We start from the raw sequence: 19,877 nt of genomic DNA, 5'->3' as shown, positions 1-19,877 counted from the left end.
CTCCTTATCAGTATCAGTTGATGATCTCCCCACTCCCCGAAGCAACAAACGCCCTCAACTGCCGAACGAATTCCGCGTCATACAGCTCCCACTCCACAATCTCCCCCACAATCCGCAACGGCTGCGCACTCCGATACGACCGCGTCGGGTTCCCGGGAAACTTCTTGTTGGTCACGTTCGGATCGTCCTCAAACGGCCCGGTCGGCTCCACCACATACACGCGCGGCCGCCCCTCACCCTTGGCCATCTCCGCAGCCAGCCCGGCGCCCTTGGCAATCGTGGTGAAGTAGATGTGGTTCATCACCACACTGTCGCGATAGTTGGAGTGAAAGCCCGCGCTCAGCAGTTCGCCCACCGCGAGGTCAGCGCGGGTGCCGTGATAGAACGGCCCGGCAACCTGGTGGCAGGTGTCATGCGAAACGGGTGTCCATTCGGTGTCCTGCGCCATCGGCACTGCCCCTGCGTGTCCTGCCGGATCGACAGGCCGGCGAGTCTAGGGCGCCCGGTGGGCCTTGCTGCAAGGCCCCATCCGGGAATTACTCTGTAGTGGGAGGCGCGGTGCGCCTCCTTTTTTATTCTGCGGCGCCGCGCCCTTCAAGTTCGCGCACGGCGGTTTCCAGCGCATCCAGCTTCTCGCGGGTTTTCAGCAGCACGGCGCGCTGCACTTCGAACTCCTCGCGGGTGACCAGGTCGAGCTTGGCCAGGCCGGCCTGCAGCGCGCTCTTGAAGGTGGCCTGCAGTTCCTCGCGCGATTCGCGCAGGCCCGGCGGCACCAGGTCGCTGAGGCGACGGGCGAGGTCATCGATTTGGTTCAGGTCGATCATGGGGTGCTCCGTGGGGGTGGGCCCGTGCATCCGGCGCGGGCAGGCCATTCGGGCACAAGGATACTGCTGGCACCCATCGCCCGGACAGGTCGCAGCGGCTTCGCACGGGCCGCGTTCAGGCGCTATCCTCCACGCCGGAAGACAGGAGATAGACGATGAAGATGGTCATGGCGGTGATCAAGCCGTTCAAGCTCGACGACGTGCGCGAAGCGCTGGCCGAGCGTGGGGTCACTGGGATCACGGTGACGGAAGTGAAGGGCTTTGGTCGCCAGAAAGGTCACACCGAGCTGTACCGTGGCGCCGAGTATGTGGTCGATTTCCTGCCGAAGGTGAAGCTGGAAGTGGCGGTGACCGATGACCAGGTGGAGGCGGTGGTTGAGGCGATCGTGAAGGCCGCTGGCACCGGCAAGATTGGCGACGGCAAGGTGTTCGTGTACGACCTGGGCAGTGTGGTGCGTATTCGTACCGGTGAGTTGGACGCGGACGCGTTGTAAGCCGCCGAGAGGGACGTGACCGGCGAGGTTTTGCGTCGCCGGAACGAAGAGCGGTCGAGCAAGCTCGACCCCTACCGGTGAAGCGGGTGAAGCGGGGCGGTGATTACCGACGCTTCGCCCACTTATAGAACCGCTTCCAGCCCTGGCGCACGGCGGCGACCCAACCCGGGTCGGCCACCAGTGCGGCCTGCGCGGCACTCGGCGCCTGGCCGGTCACGCGCTGGCGGATCTTCAGCAGGTTCTTCATGTCGCTGCGGCGCAACTGCCGGCTCAACGGGTTGCGGCGTAGCCAGCGCGGGGCGCGCCAGGCGGAGGTGAAGTCCAGCAGTACCGGCACGCCGCCACTGACCACCACGTTGGTGCCATGCAGGTCGTTGTGGGTGATGCCAGCGGCATGCAGACGGCTGAGCGCGTGCTGCAGCTGCTCGAACACTTCAGTGCCGACCACCTGCGCGGTGCTGAGCGTCTGGCCGGGAATGAACTCCATGCCCAGTGCCAGGCCACCCAGGGTGCCGAGCAGCGCGGGAGCATGCTTCCAGCCGCCCAGGCGCTGCAGAATGCGTGCTTCACGGCGCACCATCAGCCGCGCGATCAGCGAAACGGGAGTGCCGCGATAGCGGGAATAGTCCTTGATGACCGCCTCGCGCCCGTCCAGGCAGGTGCGGTAGACGTCGGGGGCCAGGAAACGCTCGCCGCGCTTGAGCAGCAGCGGGGAGGCGGCGTCATCGCCGCAGCAGGAGGGGGGCAGGGCAGGAAGATGCATGTCGGGGTCTCGGACGACCCGGTGGGTGGCGCAAAGCGTCAAGCGAACCGGTGTTGCAGGGAGTTACTAAGTTTTCGTTAATTTTAGTACTCGCCAGTTCGCTATTCCACGATTTGTCGGAGAAATGTCGGGGTCGTGGCTGGAACAGTTCGTCACGCAGAATCGGACAATTCCGTCTCACTTACAGGGACCGCCTTGCTGGATCAATGGGTTGGGCGGGGTTCCTGTCCATTCATCTGCGCCGCGCTGAACGCGACGCACGCCCGGCTTGACCCCGGCGCACGCCCTGCCGACCATAAGCTGTTAACCCGCGACATCGGCGGCCGCCCCCTCCGGCACGTCCCCGTCCCTGCCGCGTTCCCAACCGGTGCTGGCCGCCTGGCCGTGCGTCGCCCCGTTTCCCGTTCCGGCCGCGGCTGGAGGAAAGTGCTTTGATCATCAAAATCGTCATTGCAGCGCTGTTCGTGGCCTGCGTGCTGTACATCCACTTCCGTGGCAAGGTGCGCGCGCGCTGGTCGCGCCAGCTGCTGGACCACTCCAGTTTCATGGCCCCGATCAACGTGGTCATGTACATGTTCTCGAAGGTGCCGACCACGCCGTTCCTGGACCCGGCCAAGGAGTTCCCGCAGCTGGAGCCGCTGCGCCAGAACTGGCAGATGATCCGCGACGAGGCGCTGGCGCTGCGCGATGCGCAGAAGATCGCTGCGTCCAGCACGTTCAACGATGCGGGCTTCAATTCGTTCTTCCGCCGTGGCTGGAAGCGCTTCTACCTGAAGTGGTACGGCCCGTCGCACCCGTCGGCGAAGGCGATGTGCCCGAAGACCACGGCGTTGCTGGAGTCGCTGCCGGACGTGCGCGCGGCGATGTTCGCGCAGCTGCCGTCGGGCAGCGAACTGCGCCCGCACCGCGACCCGTTCGCCGGTTCGCTGCGCCTGCACCTGGGCCTGGCCACGCCCAACAACGACGGCTGCTACATCGAAGTGGACGGCATCAAGAAGAGCTGGCGCGACGGCGAGTGGATGATGTTCGACGAGACCTACATCCACCATGCGCACAACGAGACGCCGGATGACCGCGTGATCCTGTTCTGCGACATCGCCCGCCCGCTGCGCTTCGGCCTGCCGGGCCTGTTCAACCGCGCGGTGGCAGCCACGCTGCTGGCCGGTGGTGCCTCGCCGAACCTGCCGGGTGACCCGACCGGCGGCGTCAACAAGGCCTTTGGCAGCGTCTACAAGGTGCGCCTGAAGGCCAAGGCACTGCGCGAGCGCAGCGTGGTGGCCTACCAGCTGATCAAGTGGGGCCTGGTGGTGGCGGTGATTGCGGGTATCTGGGCGCTGTGATCGTTACATGCGGTTGCCGGCCAGCGGCCGGCACTACCGGAACATGAAAAAAACCCGCGCTGTCGCCAGCGCGGGTTTTTCTTTTGCATGGGTGGGGGCCGACCGTTGGTCGGCACGCCTTACTTCAGCGCCGCCTGCACGAACGGCGGGGTCACCAGCACGCCGGTGTGCAGCGCGGCGGTGTAGTACAGGGTGTTGAAGGTCTTGGCGGCCGAGTCGGCCTGGCGGAAGTCGAAGCTGCTGTCGCCCTTGCGTGCCATGGTCACGCTCCACCAGCCGGTGGGGTAGCACGGCTGCGGGAACGGCAGGGTCTTGAACGAGCCGAAGCCGGCCTTGCCCATCTCGGTGCGCATTTCGTTGATCAGGTCCAGCTGCATCAGCGGCGACTCGGACTGCTGCACCAGGATGCCGTCGTCCTTCAGGGCCTTGAAGCAGCTCTCGTAGAAGGCCTTGTTGAACAGGCCTTCACCTGGGCCGACCGGGTCGGTCGAATCGACGATCACCACGTCCACGCTGCCGGCCGGGCAGTTGGCCATGTAGGCCACGCCGTCGTCGAACAGCAGCTCGGCGCGGGCGTCGTCGTTGGAGTCGCACAGTTCCGGGAAGTGCTTGCGCGCCATCACGGTGACCTGCTCGTCGATATCGCACTGGGTCACGCTCTCCACGCCGGTGTGCTTGAGCACTTCGCGCAGGGTGCCGCAGTCGCCGCCGCCGATGATCACCACGCGCTTGGGCGCGGCGTGGGTGAACAGCACCGGGTGGCTGATCATCTCGTGGTAGAAGAAGTTGTCCTTGCTGGTCAGCATGATGGCCCCGTCGATGGTCATCAGGTTGCCCCAGTCGGTGGTCTGGAAGATCTCGATCTTCTGGAACGGCGACTGCACCTCGTCCAGCTTGCCGGTGATGCGGTAGCCGATGGCCGAGCCGGTGCGCTCGAAGTGTTCGATGTACCAGTTGTTGCTGTCAGTCATTGGAAAACAGTCCTGTTCGGAGGGGTGGAGCCGGGCTGGCGGGCGGGGCCGCGTGGCACAGATGCCACATCCGGACGGATCGGCCCGTTCAGGTTGAAACCTGTCACGGGCGCGGGCGCGCATGATAACGAACCTGTGGGCATATAGGCGTTATCATGCCCCCCCTTTTATTGCCAACAAGGCCGACTGAAATGACCGATTGGTCCCTCGACCAAGCCCGCAAGACCTACTCGATCCCGCATTGGGCGGACGGTTACTTCGACGTGGATCAGGCCGGGCACATGGTGGTGAGACCGACCGGGGCGGACGGCCCGGTGGTGTCGCTGCCCAAGGTGGTGGACGCGGCCCGTGCGGCCGGCGCCAAGCTGCCGCTGCTGGTGCGCTTCCCGGACATCCTCGGCCAGCGCCTGGGCAAGCTGCAGGCAGCCTTCGGCCAGGCCCAGCAGGACTGGGAGTACAGCGGCGGCTACACCGCCGTGTACCCGATCAAGGTCAACCAGACCCGTGGCGTGGCCGGCACCCTGGCCAGCCATCACGGCGAGGGCTTCGGCCTGGAAGCAGGCAGCAAGCCCGAGCTGATGGCCGTGCTGGCACTGTCGCGGCCGGGTGGCCTGATCGTCTGCAACGGCTACAAGGACCGCGAGTACATCCGCCTGGCCCTGATCGGCCGTAAGCTGGGGCTGCAGACCTTCATCGTCATCGAGAAGCCGTCCGAGCTGAAGCTGGTGCTGGAAGAGTCCAAGGCGCTGGACGTGAAGCCGGGCCTGGGCGTGCGCATGCGCCTGGCCTCGCTGGGCGCCGGCAAGTGGCAGAACAGCGGTGGCGACAAGGCCAAGTTCGGCCTGTCGCCGCGCCAGCTGCTGGACCTGTGGAAGTCGCTGCGTGACACCGAGTACGCCGACTGCCTGAACCTGCTGCACTTCCACATGGGCTCGCAGATCTCCAACGTGCGCGACATCGCCAATGGCATGCGCGAAGCCACCCGCTACTTCGTGGAGCTGTCGCGCCTGGGCGCGAAGATCACCCACGTCGATGTGGGCGGTGGCCTCGGTGTGGACTATGAAGGCACCCGTTCGCGCAGCTTCTGCTCGATCAACTACGGCCTGCATTCCTATGCCAGCAACATCGTGCAGCCGCTGGCCAATGCCTGCGAAGAGTTCGGCCTGACCCCGCCGCGCATCGTTACCGAGTGCGGCCGCGCGATGACCGCGCACCACGCGGTGCTGATTGCCAATGTCTCGGAAGTGGAAGAAGCGCAGGAAGGCCGCGTGCCGGACCAGCACGACGACGAGCCGGCGGCGATCCGCCACCTGCGCGAGATCCACGACGAGCTGGACGTGCGCCCGGCGGTGGAGCTGTTCCAGGAAGCACAGCACTTCCACGCCGAAGGCCTGGCCAGCTATGCGCTGGGCCAGATCGACCTGCCGCAGCGTGCACGCATCGACGATCTGTTCTACGCCATCGCCCATGGCGTTCGCGCGCGCCTGAGCTATGACGAGAAGAGCCATCGCCCGGTGCTGGATGAACTGAACGAGCGCCTGGTCGACAAGTACTTCGTCAACTTCAGCGTGTTCGAATCGATCCCGGACGTGTGGGCGATCGATCAGGTGTTCCCGATCGTGCCGATCGAGCGCCTGGACGAAACCCCGGACCGCCGCGGCATCATCGCCGACATGACCTGCGATTCGGACGGCATGGTGGAAACCTATGTCGAGAACGAGAGCCTGGACAGCTCGCTGCCGCTGCACCAGATGAAGCCGGGCGAGAGCTACCGCATCGGCTTCTTCATGGTCGGCGCCTACCAGGAAATCCTGGGCGACATCCACAACCTGTTCGGCGATACCGACGCGGTGGAAGTGCTGGCCGATGCCGATGGCTATGCCATCACCCAGCAGCGCCGCGGCGACACCACCGACGTGATGCTGGATTACGTGGGTTACCGCCTGGACGAGCTGCGTGCCACCTATGCGCAGCGCGTGGCCGAGGCACAGCTGTCGCCGGAACGTGCGCAGGAACTGTCCGAAGCGCTGGAAGCCGGCCTGACCGGCTACACCTACCTGTCCGACGAACCGCTGGTGTGAGGTCAACGGGAACGCCGGGCATGGCCCGGCGCTACCGGCCCCGATGAGCGCGCGCGCGATCTTCCACCTGTTCCTGCATGCCGCCGTGCCAGCCCTGCTGGCATGGCTGTTCTGGCGCAAGCGCTTCGCCTCGGCGTGGCTGCTGATGCTGCTGGGCTGGATCATCGACCTGGACCACCTGCTGGCCGATCCGATCTATGCACCGAACCGCTGCAGCATTGGGTTCCATCCGCTGCACACCGCACCGGCCATCGCGGTCTATGCCGGGCTGTGCGTGCCGAAGAAGACGCGGCTGGTAGGCATCGGTCTGATCATCCATATCGTGCTGGACGCGATTGACTGCTGGTGGATGCATCACCGTTGATGCTGGGTGCGTGTCGACCAAGGTCGACGCCTACCGGGGGCGCGTGAACCGGTAGCGCCGGGCCATGCCCGGCGAGCGCAGCGGTGCGTCACGCCACCGGCAACCACAACGTCGCACGCAGGCCCGGCTGCGCATTCTCCAGCGCCACGCGTCCGCCATAACTGGCGGCGATATCCCCGACGATCGCCAGGCCCAGGCCGCTGCTGCCCTCGCGCTCATCTAGCCGCACGCCACGCTGGGTGACCCGTTCCAGCGCGTCTGCAGCCAGCCCGGGGCCGTCGTCGCGCACTTCGATGCGCAACTGCGCTTCGCTGGTTTCCGCTTCGACAGTGACCTGCTGTTTCGCCCAGCGCCCGGCGTTGTCCAGCAGGTTGCCGAGCATCTCTTCCAGGTCCGCACTGGCGCCGGCGAACTGCAACGCCGGATCGATATCTGCCGCCGCGAACGCAATGCCACGTTCACCATGCACGCGTGCCATCAGCCGGCACATTGCCTGCGCGACTGCCGCCACGTTGGTGCGCTGGCGATGGTCGGCGGCCAGCCCTGCGGCCAGGTAACGGTCGACGCTGGCCTGCATGCGCGCACTCTGCTCGCGCACGGTGGCACGCCAGTGCGTGCCGTCGCCGTCCGCTTCGGTGGCCAATACGCTCAGCGGGGTCTTCAGCGCATGCGCCAGATCCTGCGCGCTGGTACGCGCGCGCGCGACCATGCGTTGCTGGTGCTCCAGCAGCGCGTTGAGTTCTTCCCCCAGTGGTGCGATTTCCGCGCCCAGTTCCTGCGTGTCGATGCGCTGCGCATCGCCGCGCCGTACCCGTTCCAGCTGTGCACCGAGGCGGTGCAGCGGGCGCAGGCCGAAGTGCACCTGGCTGGCCAGCACCGCCAGCCACGCCGCAACCAGTACGCCCAGGGCGATGGCGGTGCGCTTGCGGAACGCGGCAACATCCGCATCCAGCGCGCTGCGATCGGTGGCGACCACGGCCACGAACGGTTCGCTGGCGCGCGGCAGGCGCACCTGCTGCACGCGCGCGCGCAGGGATTGCTGCAGCGGCCCGGCCAGATTGCGCGTGGCCGGACCGGCGGCCGTGGCCGGCAGGGTTTCATCCCACAGCGAGCGTGACTGCAGCAGCACGTGCCCATCGGCACCGGCGATCTGCCAGTACGCACCGGAGAACACGCGCTGGAAGCGTGCGTCATTGGGTTCCTGGCGCAGGCGCAGCTGCCCGTCCGCGTCCACTTCGGCCTGCGCCAGCACGGTCAGCATGTCCTGCTGGAGTTCGTGGTCGAGGCGGTCACGCGCGCTGCGCTTGAACAGCTCGCCCAGCAGCGCGCTGGCCAGCAGCGAGACCAGCAGCAGGCCGACGCCGCCGGCCAGCAGCAGGCGCCGCCGCAGCGATGGCTGCCGTTTCATGGTGCGGCCAGCCGCCAGCCCTGGCCGCGCACGGTCTGGATCAGATCGGTGCCGAGCTTGCGGCGCACGCGTCCGAGCAGCACGTCCAGTGCGTTGGAATCCGGGTCATGGCCGCCGTCGAACACCTGTTCGCCCAGCCGATCCCGGCCGATCACCTGCCCACTGTGGTGGATGAAGTAACTGAGCAGGCGGAACTCCTGCGGACTCAGCGACAGCGCCTGCCCATCCAGTTCGAACCGGCCGGCGTTGACGTCCAGTTGCAGCGGGCCGCAGTGCAGGCGCGGGCTGGCGTGGCCGAGGCTGCGGCGGATCAACGCGCGCAGGCGCAGCACCAGTTCGTCGGCCTGGAAGGGTTTGGTGAGGTAATCGTCGGCACCGGCATCGAAGCCGGCCAGCTTGTCGTGCCAGCGCCCGCGTGCGGTCAGCACCAGCACCGGAAAGCTGCGGCCATTGCCGCGCCAGCGCTCGATCACGCTCAATCCGTCCAGCCCGGGCAGGCCCAGATCGACGATAGCCGCCTGCAGGTCCTCGATCTGGCCGATCTCCTCGGCGTCGCGACCGTCGGCAACCACGTGCACTACGTAACCCGCCTGTTCCAGCAGGGGCAGCAGGCGCTGTGCCAGCGCGGCATCGTCTTCGGCCAACAGGATGCGCATCAGTCGTCGAGCTCCGTCTTCAGCAGCTTTCCGCTGCGCGCATCATAGTCCAGCTCCACCACCACGCCGTCGCCGCGCAGGATCTCCACTTCGTAGACGCCGTCGTCCAGCTCCACTTCCAGCAGCTGGCCGGGGAAGCGCTTGAGGGCATCGCGCACCACGCTTTCCAATGGCACGTAGTGGCCCTGTTGCACGGCGCGGCGCGCGACCTGCTGCGCCGGATCCTGTATGGGCGCGGCGGCGGTCGGGGCGCTGGCCAGGGCCAGCAGCAGGGGCAGGGTGGAGAGCATCGGGGCGCGGGGAGGGCTGTAGGAACAGGCGTGAGTGTGCCGCTGGTGACTAACAGCGGGCTAACAGTGTCGGCTAAGGCGCTGTTAACCACGGGGCGCATTGTGGCGTTGCCGGGATGGTCCGGCCACGAACACGAACAGGAGAACCCCATGTTGAAGTCGCTCACCCTCGCCACCGTTGCCCTGCTGGCCATCGCGCCGGCCGTACAGGCCGCACCGCTTGGCATGGCCCAGGTCGAACAGGCCCTGCGCAAGGCCGGTTACACCCAGATCCACGAGATCGAACACGATGACGGCCTGTGGGAAGCCGATGTGAGCCGCGCCGACGGCCGCTTCAGTGAGGTCTACGTGGACCCGAAGACCGGCGAGATCTTCGATGAGCACAGCAAGCGCGCACTGTTGACCACCGAGCAGGTGCTGGCACGGGCACAGGCGCATGGCCTGCGCGAGATCCATTCGCTGGAACGCGATGGTGCGACCTGGTCGCTGGAAGCCCGCAATGCCCGCAACCAGAAGGTGGAGGTGCGCCTGAGCGGTTATGACGGCCGCATCCTGCACAGCGAGCGCGATGGCTGGCTGGATTGATTCGCGCGCGGGTAGGTGCCGGCCGCTGGCCGGCACAGAGCGCAGCGCTCGACACCCACGGGCACATGCAACGGTAGTGGCCGATCCAGGTCGGCCCGTATCCCGCGTGCGGCGTTACCAGCCGTACGGCGGCGGGTAATCCCAGCCCGGGCCGCGGCCGTAGTAGCCGCCATACGGGCCGAAGAAGCCCGGGCCCTTGCCTTCACTCACGTGGATGTTGAGGTTGACCCCGTGGGTCTTGCCTTCATCGGTGGTGTAGTTCTTGCTCAGGTTCAGCGTGGCCGCGTTGTAGTGGCTGTTGCCGCCATTCTTCGAATAACCGATGCCGGTGGTGAAGCTGCCGGACACCTTGACCTTGTCGTCGGTCACGTCGGCGATCCTGGCGTCGTCGTGCACGCGCGGGCCGCTCTTGTCACCGTAATAGGTGCCGGGCGGGTCCTGCTGCAGGGCCGGGTCGTTGAGGTAGCGCATCGGCGCCGGCGGCAGCGTCAGGTCCAGGCCAGCGGCCTGCGGCGCAGTGGCGCCAGCGGCAGACTGGGCCAGCACGGTTCCCGGCAGGGCCAGGCACAGCAGCAGGGTCAGGGGGCGGATCATGACGGCGCTCCAGCGGACAGGTGGCCGCGCAACACGCGGCGGTACAGGCCGACGCTAGCAGGGGTTGCTTGAATGATGCCTGTCGGCGCCCGCCTGTGGTAGGGCCGGCCTCTGCCCGGAGGCGGTCACAACCGCGCGAACCCGAACAGACCTTCCAGCGCATGCTTGCGCCGCTCGATCCGGGCCCGCAGCAGCTGGGCGCCGATCATCGAGTAGGTGATGCCGTTGCCGCCGTAGGCCATGGCGAAGTGCACCCGCGGGCCCCACTGCGCGTGGGGGCCGAAGAACGGCAGGCCGTCGGCGGTTTCGGCGAAGGTGCCGGCCCAAGAGAAGGCGGGCACCGGGTCCAGCCGCGGGAACCAATGCAGCAGCTGCTTCATCAGCTTGTCGGCCTTCCGCTCTACGCGCCGGTCGCGGCGGGCCGGGATATCGATGGCGTCGTCCAGCCCGCCCACCAGCAGGCGACGGTCGCCGGTGGCGCGCAGGTACAGGTAGGGGCGTGCGCTTTCCCACACCATCGTGTTGCGCAGGCGGCCCAGCACGTCCGCATCGATCGGGTCGGTGATGAAGGCGTAGCTGCTGCGGTTGCGTGCGACCCGCTGCTGCAGCCACGTCTGGTTGGCATAGCCCATTGCCAGCACCACGTGGCGGGCGTGGACCGTGGCGCCGGCTTCGGTCAGCGCACGCACGCCTCGCGGGCCCGGCGTGAGCGTGTGCAGCACGGTACGGTCGTGCACCTGGCCGCCTCGGCGGCGAACCCGTTTGAGCAGGCCGTAGGTGAGGCAGTAGGGATCGACCCGTGCCGCCTGGCGGGTCAGCAGCGCACCACCGGCGTCCACGTCGAAGCGCTCCTGCAGCGCCTCCGGGCCCAGCCAGCGGGCATCCAGGCCAATGCTGCGCCGCGCTTCGCCCTCGGCCATCAGCCGTGGCACGTCGCGATGCCGGCTTGCCAGGTACAGGCTGTCCATCTGCCGGAAGTCCACATCCTTCAGCCCACGCGCGACTTCGCCCAATGCCGGGATCGCCTCGGCGCAGGCATGGTAGGCCAGAGAGGCAGCATCGCGGCCATAGCGCTGGGCCAGTTCCAGCAGATGGGTGTCGATCTCATACTGAAGCAGCGCGGTGCTCGCGGCCGTGCTACCCCAGCCGATGTCGCGCTGCTCGATCACGGCCACGTCGTGCCCATGGTGGGACAGCTCGTCGGCGATCAGCGCACCGGTGATGCCGCCACCCACCACCAGCACGTCGCAGCGCAGGTCCTGCTGCAACGGCGGGAACGCGTGGATCAGCCCGTTGCGCACCGCCCACCACGGGTAGCCACTCTTCAGGTCCATGGCCGTGTGCTGCTCAGGCGGTGGGATTGCCGGTGTGCGGGGTCTGGATCAGTTCGGACAGATCGAAGCCCTGCAGGCGGGCCGCCGCCAGATAATGGTCCTGCACGGTCGCGTCCAGGCGCGGCTCGCGCGCCAGCAGCCACAGGTACTTGCGATCCGGGCTGCCGACCAGCGACACACTGTAGTCCGGGGCGATCTGGATCACCCAGTAGTCGCCCTTGGCGAACGGCAGCCAGCGCAGGCCCTTGGGCAGGAAGCTCACTTCCAGGCGCGCGCTGTCGTTGTCGATGGCGCAGGCCTCGCCACTGGCCTCTTCGATCTCGCCGTCCATTCGGCAGCGGTTGGTGACGCCGACGTTGCCGTTGTCGAGCAGGGTGTAGTGCGCCGACACGTCGGTGCAGCCCTCCGGCTCGTGGCGCATCGGCAGGCGGGCGATCTCGTACCAGGTGCCCAGGTAGCGGGGCAGCTTGAGGTCGGCGACGGTCTTCAGCGGCGGGTGGTCGGTCATCGGCGGTCGTGGCAGGGGTGGGCCTCCACGATGCCGATGGCCTTGCCATGGGCGGGTGAAGCCGGGGCGATGGCCGTGTCCAGAACGTTCCGTCGCCCCGGCGGAGCGCCCGTTGTCACCGGCGTGGCGGTATCCTGCTGCCAGCGCCGTGTTTTCCTGATCCAACCGAGGTGGAGGTGCCGATGTACCAGGTGATCCTGTTGAAGAGTGAATCCGCGTTCGCGCGCGAACAGTGGCCGCAGGTCGATGACCTGGTCGACTACGAAGGGGTGAGTTACAGCCTGCGTGCCGGCCCGCGCCAGCCGCTGCCGACCGACCACGACTGGCACCCCGTGGCGGTGTACGCGCCCGATGAGATCACCGAGGAAGAGTTCCAGGACTGGTATGCGCTGCAGCAGCCGATGGTGGAAGAGCTGCGCCTGAAGTACTGATGCGCGACGCTGGCGGGGCCGCCCATCCGCCCTTGACCGCCTCTGCCGTATAGTCGCGCGCAGGCGCGGTGGTCCGCGCGAACCGGTGTGGCTGGCGTGTCTTCTTTCCTGCAATCGATCCGTGCACGGGGCCCTTGGCTGGTCCTGCTGCTGTGCAGCGTCTTCCTGCTGTCCGCGCCGGTGCTGGCACAGGATGAGGATCCCACGCCCAAGCAGCAGCTGGCGGATATCGATGCGAAGCTGAAGGAGGTCGACCGCAAGCGGGGTGATGCGGCCGCCATCGAGACGCTGGCGATGCTGTCCGAGAATGCCTCGCAGGCACGGCGCGATGCCGAGGCGCTGGAAAAGGCGCTGCAGCCGCAGCTGGATCGACTCAACGAACAGCTGGCGCAGCTGGGCACGCCTGCCGAGGGCACCACCGAGCCGCCCGAACTGGCGGCACAACGGCGCACCATCAACAAGCAGCGGGACGGCCTGGCCGCGTCCGTAGCGCAGGCCAAGACCAGTGCCGTGCGTGCCCAGCAGCTGGCAGCCGACATCGACCAGCAGCGCACTGCGCAACGCGCCGAAGACATGGGGAAGAAGGTCGCCTCGCCGTTGTCTCCGGCACTGTGGAGCAAGGTTGCCGAACGCCTGCCGATCGATATCGCACGCGTCGCGCCGTTGGCCGAGCAGGGGCGCGATACGTTTGTCGCTGGCGTCCGGGCCAATGGCTGGGGCACACCGTTGCTGGGCCTGGTGGCCGCGCTGGTGATGATGTTCCCGCTGCGGCTGTGGCTGCGCAGGCTGGGCCGGCGCTTTGCGGAGTCCGAGCGCGCGCCGGACGGTCGCCTGCGCCGTTCCGGCCTGGCCATGTGGCTGCTGCTGGTGGGCACGCTGCTGCCGGGCTATGCGGTGGTGGTGTTCATTGCCTCGCTCAACGCCGTCGATGCGATCGCCCCGCGCCTGCAGAACGTGGCCGACGGCGTGCAGCAGGCGACCTTCGCCGCTGCGTTCATCGCCGCGCTCAGCGCCTGCCTGCTGGTGCCCAATCGCCCGTCGTGGCGGTTGTTGAACCTGGATGACACCGCCGCGCTGAAGCTGCGCAAATATGCGTGGGGCGCCGCAGCGCTGGCCTGGTTGAGTACGGTGCTGGTCGCCCTCGATCAGGCCACGCGCACCAGCGATGTGACCACCGTGGCGCTGGACGGAGTGATCGCGCTGACCTACCTGGGTCTGATCATGGCGATGCTGGTGACGCTGGCGCGCCTGCACCGACGGCAGACCGCCGAGGCCGAGGCCAAGCTGGAGGCACAGGCCGACGGGCTGACGGCGAGCACGCCGGTGCGGCGCAGCAGCTGGCTGGTGCTGGCGCGCGTGGCGGGCAACATCGCGGTGGTGGCTGCGATCATCGCCACCCTGCTGGGCTACGTGAATTTCGCCAAGTTCGTGAACCAGCAGCTGATCGGCGGCAGCATTGTGGTGATGGCCGCGATGCTGTTGTTCAAGTTCGTCGATGACTTCAGCACGTGGCTGCTCAACGCGGACAGCAAGGTCGGCCAGACCATCCTGCTCAGCACTGGCCTGAGCGTGTCGAGGCTGGAGCAGGCGGGTGTTCTGCTGTCTGCGATGTTGCGTACGCTGGTGGTGCTGGTCGCGCTGCTGGCCCTGGCCGCACCGTTCGGCAACGTCGGCACGATCGTCGAACGCGTCGCCTCGCTGGCCAACGGCATCGAGATCAACAAGGACCTGACGCTACAACCCGGCCGTATCGTCACCGGCGTGCTGGTGCTGCTGGTGGGCATGGGGCTGACCCAGCTGTTGCAGCGCTGGCTGACCGACACCTATCTGCCCAAGACCGAGCTGGATCTCGGCGCCCGCAACTCGATCAGCACGATTGCCGGCTACGTCGGCATCATCCTGGTGGGGCTGTGGGCGCTGACCGCGATGGGCCTGAACCTGAAGAACCTTGCGCTGCTGGTCAGCGCGTTGTCAGTGGGTATCGGTTTCGGCCTGCAGGCGATCATCCAGAACTTCGTATCGGGCCTGATCCTGCTGGCCGAGCGTCCGGTGAAGATCGGCGACTGGGTGAAGCTGGGTGACCAGGAAGGCGACATCCGCCGCATCAACGTGCGTTCGACCGAGATCCAGGTCGGCGACAAGTCGACCCTGATCGTGCCCAACTCCGAGCTGATCACCAAGACCATCCGCAACATGACGATGGGCAACAACCAGGGCCGCATCCAGATCCAGTTCGCGGTACCGCCCAGCACCGATGTCGGCAACCTGCGCCAGGCGCTGCTGGATGCGTACACCGCGCACACCAACGTGCTGCAGCAGCCGGCGCCAACGGTCTACATCGACAGCATTGCCGGCGGGCAGATCACCATCAACAGTTTCGCGTACGTGGCCAGCCCGCGGCAGGTGTACGGAACCCGCAGCGATCTGTACTTCAGCCTGTTGAAGATCCTGGCGGAGCGGAACATCCCGCTGTCGACCCCGACCGACATCCACATCACCCGCGATCCGCAGGAGTAGGGGTTTCTCTGCAGGGCTGCGCCCTGCACCCGCTACGAGCCGGAGCAACAGCAAAAGCAAAAGCAACGGCAAAGGCAGCAGCGGGCATTCCGTGGTTTGGCGGGGCAGTGTGGGTTGTCAGGACACGCCGTAAACCCGTCCATGGGGGCTCGATGGCGCCATCCATGGCGCCAACGGTCCTGCCAACCCACACCGCCCCACCTCTGACAGATTCCTGCGGCTGTCGGTAGGTGCCGACCTTGGTCGACACGTTTGTCAGATAGCGAAATCAATCTGGGGTCAGATCCGTTTTCCTCCGGAAAACGGATCTGACCCCAATAGTATTTCCGACAGATCGTGGAAAACTGTCGAAGGCGGGGTGGGTCCGGTTGCGGGAGTGTCCGCGGCATGGATGCCGCGGCCAAGCCCCCATGGATGGGTTTACGGCGTCTCCCGCAACCGGACCCACCCCGCCATCCCACGGAATGCCCGCTGTTGCCGTTGCTGTTGCTTCGGCCGTTGCTTCGGCGGGTGCAGGGCGCAGCCCTGCAAAGAACCCTACCCCCGCGGTCGGCCGCGTGACGGCACCAGTGCGAACGTGTCCACCGCCAGCTTCTCGGCGTGGTTCAACCACGCGCGGATCTCCAGATCATCCACTTCGTGGTCCAGCCCGAACGACACGTTGATCTTGCCGTTGGCATCGGGCTGCACCCACTGCTGGGCCAGCACCACCTTGCGCTGCGAGGACACCGCCTCGATCCAGAAACCACGATCCGGGCGCGTGCTTGCCACCAGCTGCAGCATGTACTGGCCGGCACGGGTGCGGCGGCCCTTCTGGGTGATCATGTGCGCCTGGCGCACGCTCGGGCGCGGGCCCTGGAACGCATCCAGCGGTGCGTCCACCGCAATGCCACCGCGCAGGTCGTTGTCGCGGTACAGCTTGATGCCGTTGTCGCGGTTGACCAGCAGGGCGCACCAGTCGCCGTCGGCCGAGCCATCCTCGAACGCGGTGCAGCGGTCGACGTAGGCCAGGGTGTTGTCCGGGTTGGCATCATCGAACTGGCGCGAGGTGTTCTCCAGGTACACCGACTTCAACCCCCAGTCCTTGTCGTACTCCAGCAGTACCGGCGGCTGCACGTGCTGCAGGCCGACCACCACCTGGTCATCGCCATCGATCTTCAGTTCTCGGGTCGGTTCGCCCAGCCACAGCGACCGCGCGAAGGCGAGGTATTGCGGATAGTCACGACCGCCATCGCGCTGGGTGGCTGCGCTCGCGCTCGGCGCGCGCTGGCTGTCGATCAGCGAACGGCCAAAGCCCATCGTCTTCAGGTTCGGGTCCAGCAGGCTGAGCAGGGTCGCACCCGAATCCAGGGTAGTGCCGGCGTCGGCGCTGAGCTGCTGCGGGGCAATGCCATCGCCCAGGAACAGCAGCAGGTTCTCGCGCTTCTGCCGGGTCAGGATGTGGGTCAGATCGTTGGGCATCGCCAGGTGGTCAGAGGCGATCACGATCAGCGTGTCCTTGCCGTACGGGCTGGCCTGGATGCGCTGCACAAGCTGCGAGATCAGCCGGTCGCTGCACTTGAGCGCGTTGAGCATGCTGATGTTGCCGTACTGGCTCTGGTAGCGCTCGCCCTTGCACGACACCGGCAGGTGGCCCGCCGGGTGATGGGTATCCATGGTCAGCGTGGTGAGCATGAACGGTGAACCCGCACGCGAGAGCTGTTCGAAGCGCTGGTAGGCGGTATCCAGCAGCACGTCGTCGTGCACGCCCCAGGCCGAGTAGTGGATGCGACCGATTTTCTTCTGCTGCTTGAACCACGCCAGGTCGTGCACTTCATCGAAACCATGGCTGGCCAGGAACTGGCCCTTGCCGGCGAACTGGCCATTGGCGCCACCCAAGTAATGGTTGGTGTAGCCCTGCTGCTTCAGGTAGTCGCCCAGGCACACGGCCTTGGGCAGGAAGCTGCCCATGCGATCCATGCTGTTCTCGTCGCCCTGCGAGGTGGTCAGCGGCACGCCGCACATTGACGACACCAGGCCGGCGATGGTCCAGCCGCTGCCCTCGGCCGAGCCCAGCCCACGCACGTCCAGCGACTGGTTGGCGAGGCGATTGAGGTTGGGCATCAGGCCCGGGAACACGCTTTCATCCAGGTAGGTGCGTTCCAGGCTTTCGCCGTAGATCCAGACGATGTTGCGCGGGCGCTGCAGCGGCTGCGTGGGCACCTGGTACTCGGGGGCGATGCGTGCGAAGTCGACGGGGCGCAATTGCTGGTACAGGCGTTGGCCGTCGCGGGCCAGCGGGCTGATGATGATCGTGGCCACCCATACTGCAGCGAAGCCGGCGAACCAGGCGCCGCCGTGGCCGGGCCGGCGCCAGCGCTTCACCCGTGTGGCGAACAGCGGCAGCAGCGAGACCAGCGCCAGCACGATGAAGCCGGCGATGTAGCCCTTGAAATCGGAAACCCCGGCGCCTTCCATGTCGGCGCCCAGGTGGTACAGGGTGGCGGCATTGAGCCCATCACCGGACAGCTTGTCGATCAACCACCACGTGCTGAGCATGAGCAGCAGCAGCGAGAACGCACCGGCCTTCCACCACACCCACCTGCCGGACGCGAGGAACAACCAGCACAACAGCAACAACGACAGCAGCAGTATCCAGAGCATAGGCAGCTTCGGCAGTGACGGGGTGGTGGTGATGGACGTCGTACCGACGCGTGTCCATCCGACCGGCGCTGCCACAAGCACATGCACATGACAGGCCGATGACCCGATAGTGCATGCACGAACCTGACTGAAATGTTTGTTGGAATGATGCGCGCGCAATCGCGCTCAGAAGGTAAAACGAGCGTGAAAGGCTTCGTTGGATTGCATTAAAAACCGCATGAATACGGGCATTTTGTTCGATGCGTTAGCGATGACCGCGCTCTTCGCGTGCCCGCGCGCGACGGTCGAACAGCAATGCACTGGTCACGATGCCCAGGCCGAGCACCACGCCAATGAACAAAAGGATCAGGGCGATGAGCGGGTAGCCAAACAGGTGCCAGCCGGTGTCGATCTTCATCATCATCGCAGCGGCCATGATCAATGCCGCGCTGATGATGCCGGCCGCCACGCGGTTGGCGATCTTCTGCAGGTTCTCCATCAATCGCGACTCTTCCAGCCCGGTCACCTTCATCTGCAGGCGGTTCTCGGCCAGCAGCGCCATGATGTCCGACAGCTTGCGTGGCCCATCGCGCAGCAGCTGCTGCAGCTCCATCGCCTCGCTGGCGATGTTGGCTGCCGACAGCGATTTCTTCAGGCGCGCACGCATCACATGCTGCAGCTGGCGCTCGACGATGCGGCGCGTGTCCAGTTCTGGCGCCAGCAGCCGGCAGACGGTTTCCAGGTTGAGCAGGGCCTTGCCCAGCAGGCTCAGTTCCGGCGGCGTGCGCAGGCCGCAGGCGGTGGCGATGCGCACCATGTCCAGCACCACGCGGCCTTCGGAGAAACTGCCGCTGGCGGCGTAGCGCGCGATCAGCTGGCCGGTCTCACGCAGGTAGCGCTCTTCGTCGAAGGCCTCCAGCCGCGTGCTGATGCTGATCAGGTCGTCGGCCACTTCTTCGCCGCGGCCATCGACGGCAGCGAACAGGATCTTCAGCAGCCGCTCGCGCAGGCGCGGCGGCATGTGCGCGACCATGCCCAGGTCGAAGATGGCCAGCCGGCCATCGGGCATCACCCGCAGGTTGCCGGGGTGCGGGTCGGCATGGATCTCGCCATGCACGAAGATCTGGTCCAGGTAGCCGCGGATCAGCGCCGCCGCCAGCGGGTCCATCGACTGCTCGGTGCGGCGCACATCGGGAATCGCATCCACGCGCACGCCGGTGGCCAGTTCCATGGTCAGCACGCGTTGGCTGCTGAAATCCCACAGCGGCTGCGGAATCCACAGGCGGCGGAACGGCTTGAGATGGCGGCCGAAGCGGGCCAGGTTCTCGGCCTCGGCGTGGTAGTCCAGCTCCTGCATCAGGGTCTTGGCGAACTCGTTGAGCCAGTCGCGCAGGCGCACGCGGCGGCCTACCTGGGTCAGGTGGTCGGCGGCCAGCGCGAAGCTGCGCAGTGCCTCCAGGTCCGAACGCAGCTGCGCGGCGACCTCGGGCTTCTGCACCTTCACCGCCACCTGGCGGCCATCGTGCAGCACCGCGCGATGCACCTGCGCGATCGAGGCGCAGCCCAGCGGCTCAGGATCGAATGCGGCGAACAGCTTGTTCACCGGCGCGCCCAGTTCCTGCTCGACGATGGCGTGGATGCGCTCGACCGGAATCTCGGCCACTTTCTCCTGCATGCGCTCCAGCGCTGTAGCGAACTCCACCGGCACCATGTCCGGGCGGGTGGACAGCATCTGGCCCAGTTTGACGAAGGTCGGGCCCAGGGCTTCCAGGTCGCTGACGAACTGCTCCGGGTTGCCGTCGGCGGGTACGTCGGCCTGGTGGCTGGCGGCGTCCAGGTTCATGCCCGAGAACACGCCCGAATGGCGGTAGCGCATCAGCAGGCGCAGGATCTGGCTGCGCCGGTTCATGCCTTTGACCAGCGGAGGATTGCCATTGGCGGTGGGCGGATTGCTCAAGCGGAACTCCTTGCAGACGACGGCCGGTAGCGCCGGGCCATGCCCGGCGGAACGGGATCACGCCCCAGTCTGGCCGGGGCGGGGTCGTCACGTGGTGAACCCGATATCTTCCGCAGTCCACGCCGGATCAGTCAGAAT

18 protein-coding genes and 1 pseudogene are annotated in these 19,877 nt (G+C 66.6%); 7 read left to right on the top strand and 12 right to left on the bottom strand.

Annotated features, from left to right (window positions below):
- Positions 1–13: 13 nt before the first annotated feature.
- Together arr and ubiK are read right to left on the bottom strand one after the other, a co-directional pair.
- Positions 14–448, bottom strand: a complete 435-nt coding sequence (arr, locus tag B9Y82_RS17315; RefSeq protein ID WP_100474309.1) for an NAD(+)--rifampin ADP-ribosyltransferase — start codon at positions 446–448, stop codon at positions 14–16.
- 124 nt (positions 449–572) lie between these two features.
- Positions 573–824 carry a ubiquinone biosynthesis accessory factor UbiK gene (ubiK, locus tag B9Y82_RS17310; protein ID WP_005411375.1) on the bottom strand — a complete coding sequence of 84 codons (252 nt, stop codon included), beginning with the start codon at positions 822–824 and terminating at the stop codon, positions 573–575.
- A 155-nt stretch (positions 825–979) separates the two neighbouring features.
- Here ubiK and B9Y82_RS17305 point away from each other — a divergent pair, with 155 nt between their 5' ends.
- Entirely contained in the window at positions 980–1,318 is a 339-nt protein-coding gene (locus B9Y82_RS17305; protein WP_005411374.1) for a P-II family nitrogen regulator, read from the top strand.
- Between the two features lie 103 nt (positions 1,319–1,421).
- Here B9Y82_RS17305 and B9Y82_RS17300 read toward each other — a convergent pair whose 3' ends face one another.
- A complete protein-coding gene (locus B9Y82_RS17300; protein ID WP_100474306.1) occupies positions 1,422–2,081 on the bottom strand; it encodes an RIO1 family regulatory kinase/ATPase in 660 nt (219 codons plus the stop codon).
- Positions 2,082–2,515: 434 nt separating this feature from the next.
- Between B9Y82_RS17300 and B9Y82_RS17295 the strand changes: the two genes are divergently transcribed.
- Positions 2,516–3,421, top strand: a complete 906-nt coding sequence (locus B9Y82_RS17295; protein WP_024957655.1) for an aspartyl/asparaginyl beta-hydroxylase domain-containing protein — start codon at positions 2,516–2,518, stop codon at positions 3,419–3,421.
- 119 nt (positions 3,422–3,540) lie between these two features.
- Here the strand turns inward: B9Y82_RS17295 and speE are convergent, their stop codons facing one another.
- Entirely contained in the window at positions 3,541–4,392 is an 852-nt protein-coding gene (gene speE, locus B9Y82_RS17290; protein WP_032127130.1) for a polyamine aminopropyltransferase, read from the bottom strand.
- A 191-nt stretch (positions 4,393–4,583) separates the two neighbouring features.
- Here speE and speA point away from each other — a divergent pair, with 191 nt between their 5' ends.
- Complete coding sequence (gene speA, locus B9Y82_RS17285) at positions 4,584–6,473, top strand: arginine decarboxylase (protein WP_100442105.1); 1,890 nt, start codon at positions 4,584–4,586, stop codon at positions 6,471–6,473.
- Positions 6,474–6,516: 43 nt separating this feature from the next.
- Complete coding sequence (locus B9Y82_RS17280; protein WP_049417052.1) at positions 6,517–6,837, top strand: DUF6122 family protein; 321 nt, start codon at positions 6,517–6,519, stop codon at positions 6,835–6,837.
- An 88-nt stretch (positions 6,838–6,925) separates the two neighbouring features.
- Here B9Y82_RS17280 and B9Y82_RS17275 read toward each other — a convergent pair whose 3' ends face one another.
- From B9Y82_RS17275 to B9Y82_RS17265, 3 genes are read right to left on the bottom strand one after another with little or no spacing between them, the layout of a single operon-like run.
- Positions 6,926–8,245, bottom strand: a complete 1,320-nt coding sequence (locus B9Y82_RS17275) for a sensor histidine kinase (RefSeq protein WP_100474303.1) — start codon at positions 8,243–8,245, stop codon at positions 6,926–6,928.
- Positions 8,242–8,901 carry a response regulator transcription factor gene (locus tag B9Y82_RS17270; RefSeq protein ID WP_100474300.1) on the bottom strand — a complete coding sequence of 220 codons (660 nt, stop codon included), beginning with the start codon at positions 8,899–8,901 and terminating at the stop codon, positions 8,242–8,244. Before B9Y82_RS17270 ends, B9Y82_RS17275 begins: the two co-directional genes overlap by 4 nt.
- Positions 8,901–9,191, bottom strand: coding sequence for a PepSY domain-containing protein (locus B9Y82_RS17265; protein WP_100474297.1), 291 nt, complete (start codon positions 9,189–9,191; stop codon positions 8,901–8,903). The genes B9Y82_RS17270 and B9Y82_RS17265 overlap by 1 nt, the downstream gene beginning before the upstream one ends.
- A gap of 150 nt (positions 9,192–9,341) precedes the next feature.
- Between B9Y82_RS17265 and B9Y82_RS17260 the strand changes: the two genes are divergently transcribed.
- Entirely contained in the window at positions 9,342–9,776 is a 435-nt protein-coding gene (locus B9Y82_RS17260; protein WP_100474294.1) for a PepSY domain-containing protein, read from the top strand.
- Between the two features lie 114 nt (positions 9,777–9,890).
- Here the strand turns inward: B9Y82_RS17260 and B9Y82_RS17255 are convergent, their stop codons facing one another.
- The 3 genes from B9Y82_RS17255 to B9Y82_RS17245 all read right to left on the bottom strand — a co-directional run bounded on the left by B9Y82_RS17255 (position 9,891) and on the right by B9Y82_RS17245 (position 12,212).
- Positions 9,891–10,370: a hypothetical protein gene (locus B9Y82_RS17255; RefSeq protein WP_100474291.1), complete on the bottom strand. Its 480-nt coding sequence runs from the start codon at positions 10,368–10,370 to the stop codon at positions 9,891–9,893.
- A gap of 125 nt (positions 10,371–10,495) precedes the next feature.
- Positions 10,496–11,704 carry an NAD(P)/FAD-dependent oxidoreductase gene (locus B9Y82_RS17250; RefSeq protein WP_100474288.1) on the bottom strand — a complete coding sequence of 403 codons (1,209 nt, stop codon included), beginning with the start codon at positions 11,702–11,704 and terminating at the stop codon, positions 10,496–10,498.
- Between the two features lie 13 nt (positions 11,705–11,717).
- Positions 11,718–12,212: a lipocalin family protein gene (locus B9Y82_RS17245; protein ID WP_100474285.1), complete on the bottom strand. Its 495-nt coding sequence runs from the start codon at positions 12,210–12,212 to the stop codon at positions 11,718–11,720.
- Positions 12,213–12,394: 182 nt separating this feature from the next.
- On the opposite strand from B9Y82_RS17245, the gene B9Y82_RS17240 reads away from it, so the two are divergent.
- Complete coding sequence (locus B9Y82_RS17240; RefSeq protein WP_087923860.1) at positions 12,395–12,643, top strand: hypothetical protein; 249 nt, start codon at positions 12,395–12,397, stop codon at positions 12,641–12,643.
- Between the two features lie 87 nt (positions 12,644–12,730).
- Positions 12,731–15,160, top strand: coding sequence for a DUF3772 domain-containing protein (locus tag B9Y82_RS17235; RefSeq protein ID WP_100474282.1), 2,430 nt, complete (start codon positions 12,731–12,733; stop codon positions 15,158–15,160).
- Positions 15,161–15,697: 537 nt separating this feature from the next.
- On the opposite strand, the gene B9Y82_RS17230 is transcribed toward B9Y82_RS17235, so the two are convergent.
- Complete coding sequence (locus B9Y82_RS17230; RefSeq protein WP_100474279.1) at positions 15,698–17,803, bottom strand: phosphoglycerol transferase I; 2,106 nt, start codon at positions 17,801–17,803, stop codon at positions 15,698–15,700.
- Between the two features lie 244 nt (positions 17,804–18,047).
- Positions 18,048–19,694: pseudogene (locus B9Y82_RS17225) on the bottom strand (ABC1 kinase family protein); the annotation flags it as partial.
- Between the last annotated feature and the right edge of the window lie 183 nt (positions 19,695–19,877).

The sequence above is a fragment of the Stenotrophomonas maltophilia genome, assembly GCF_002799155.1.
GTDB classification, from domain to species: Bacteria; Pseudomonadota; Gammaproteobacteria; order Xanthomonadales; family Xanthomonadaceae; genus Stenotrophomonas; species Stenotrophomonas maltophilia_R.
This window is presented reverse-complemented; position numbering and strand designations above follow the sequence as displayed.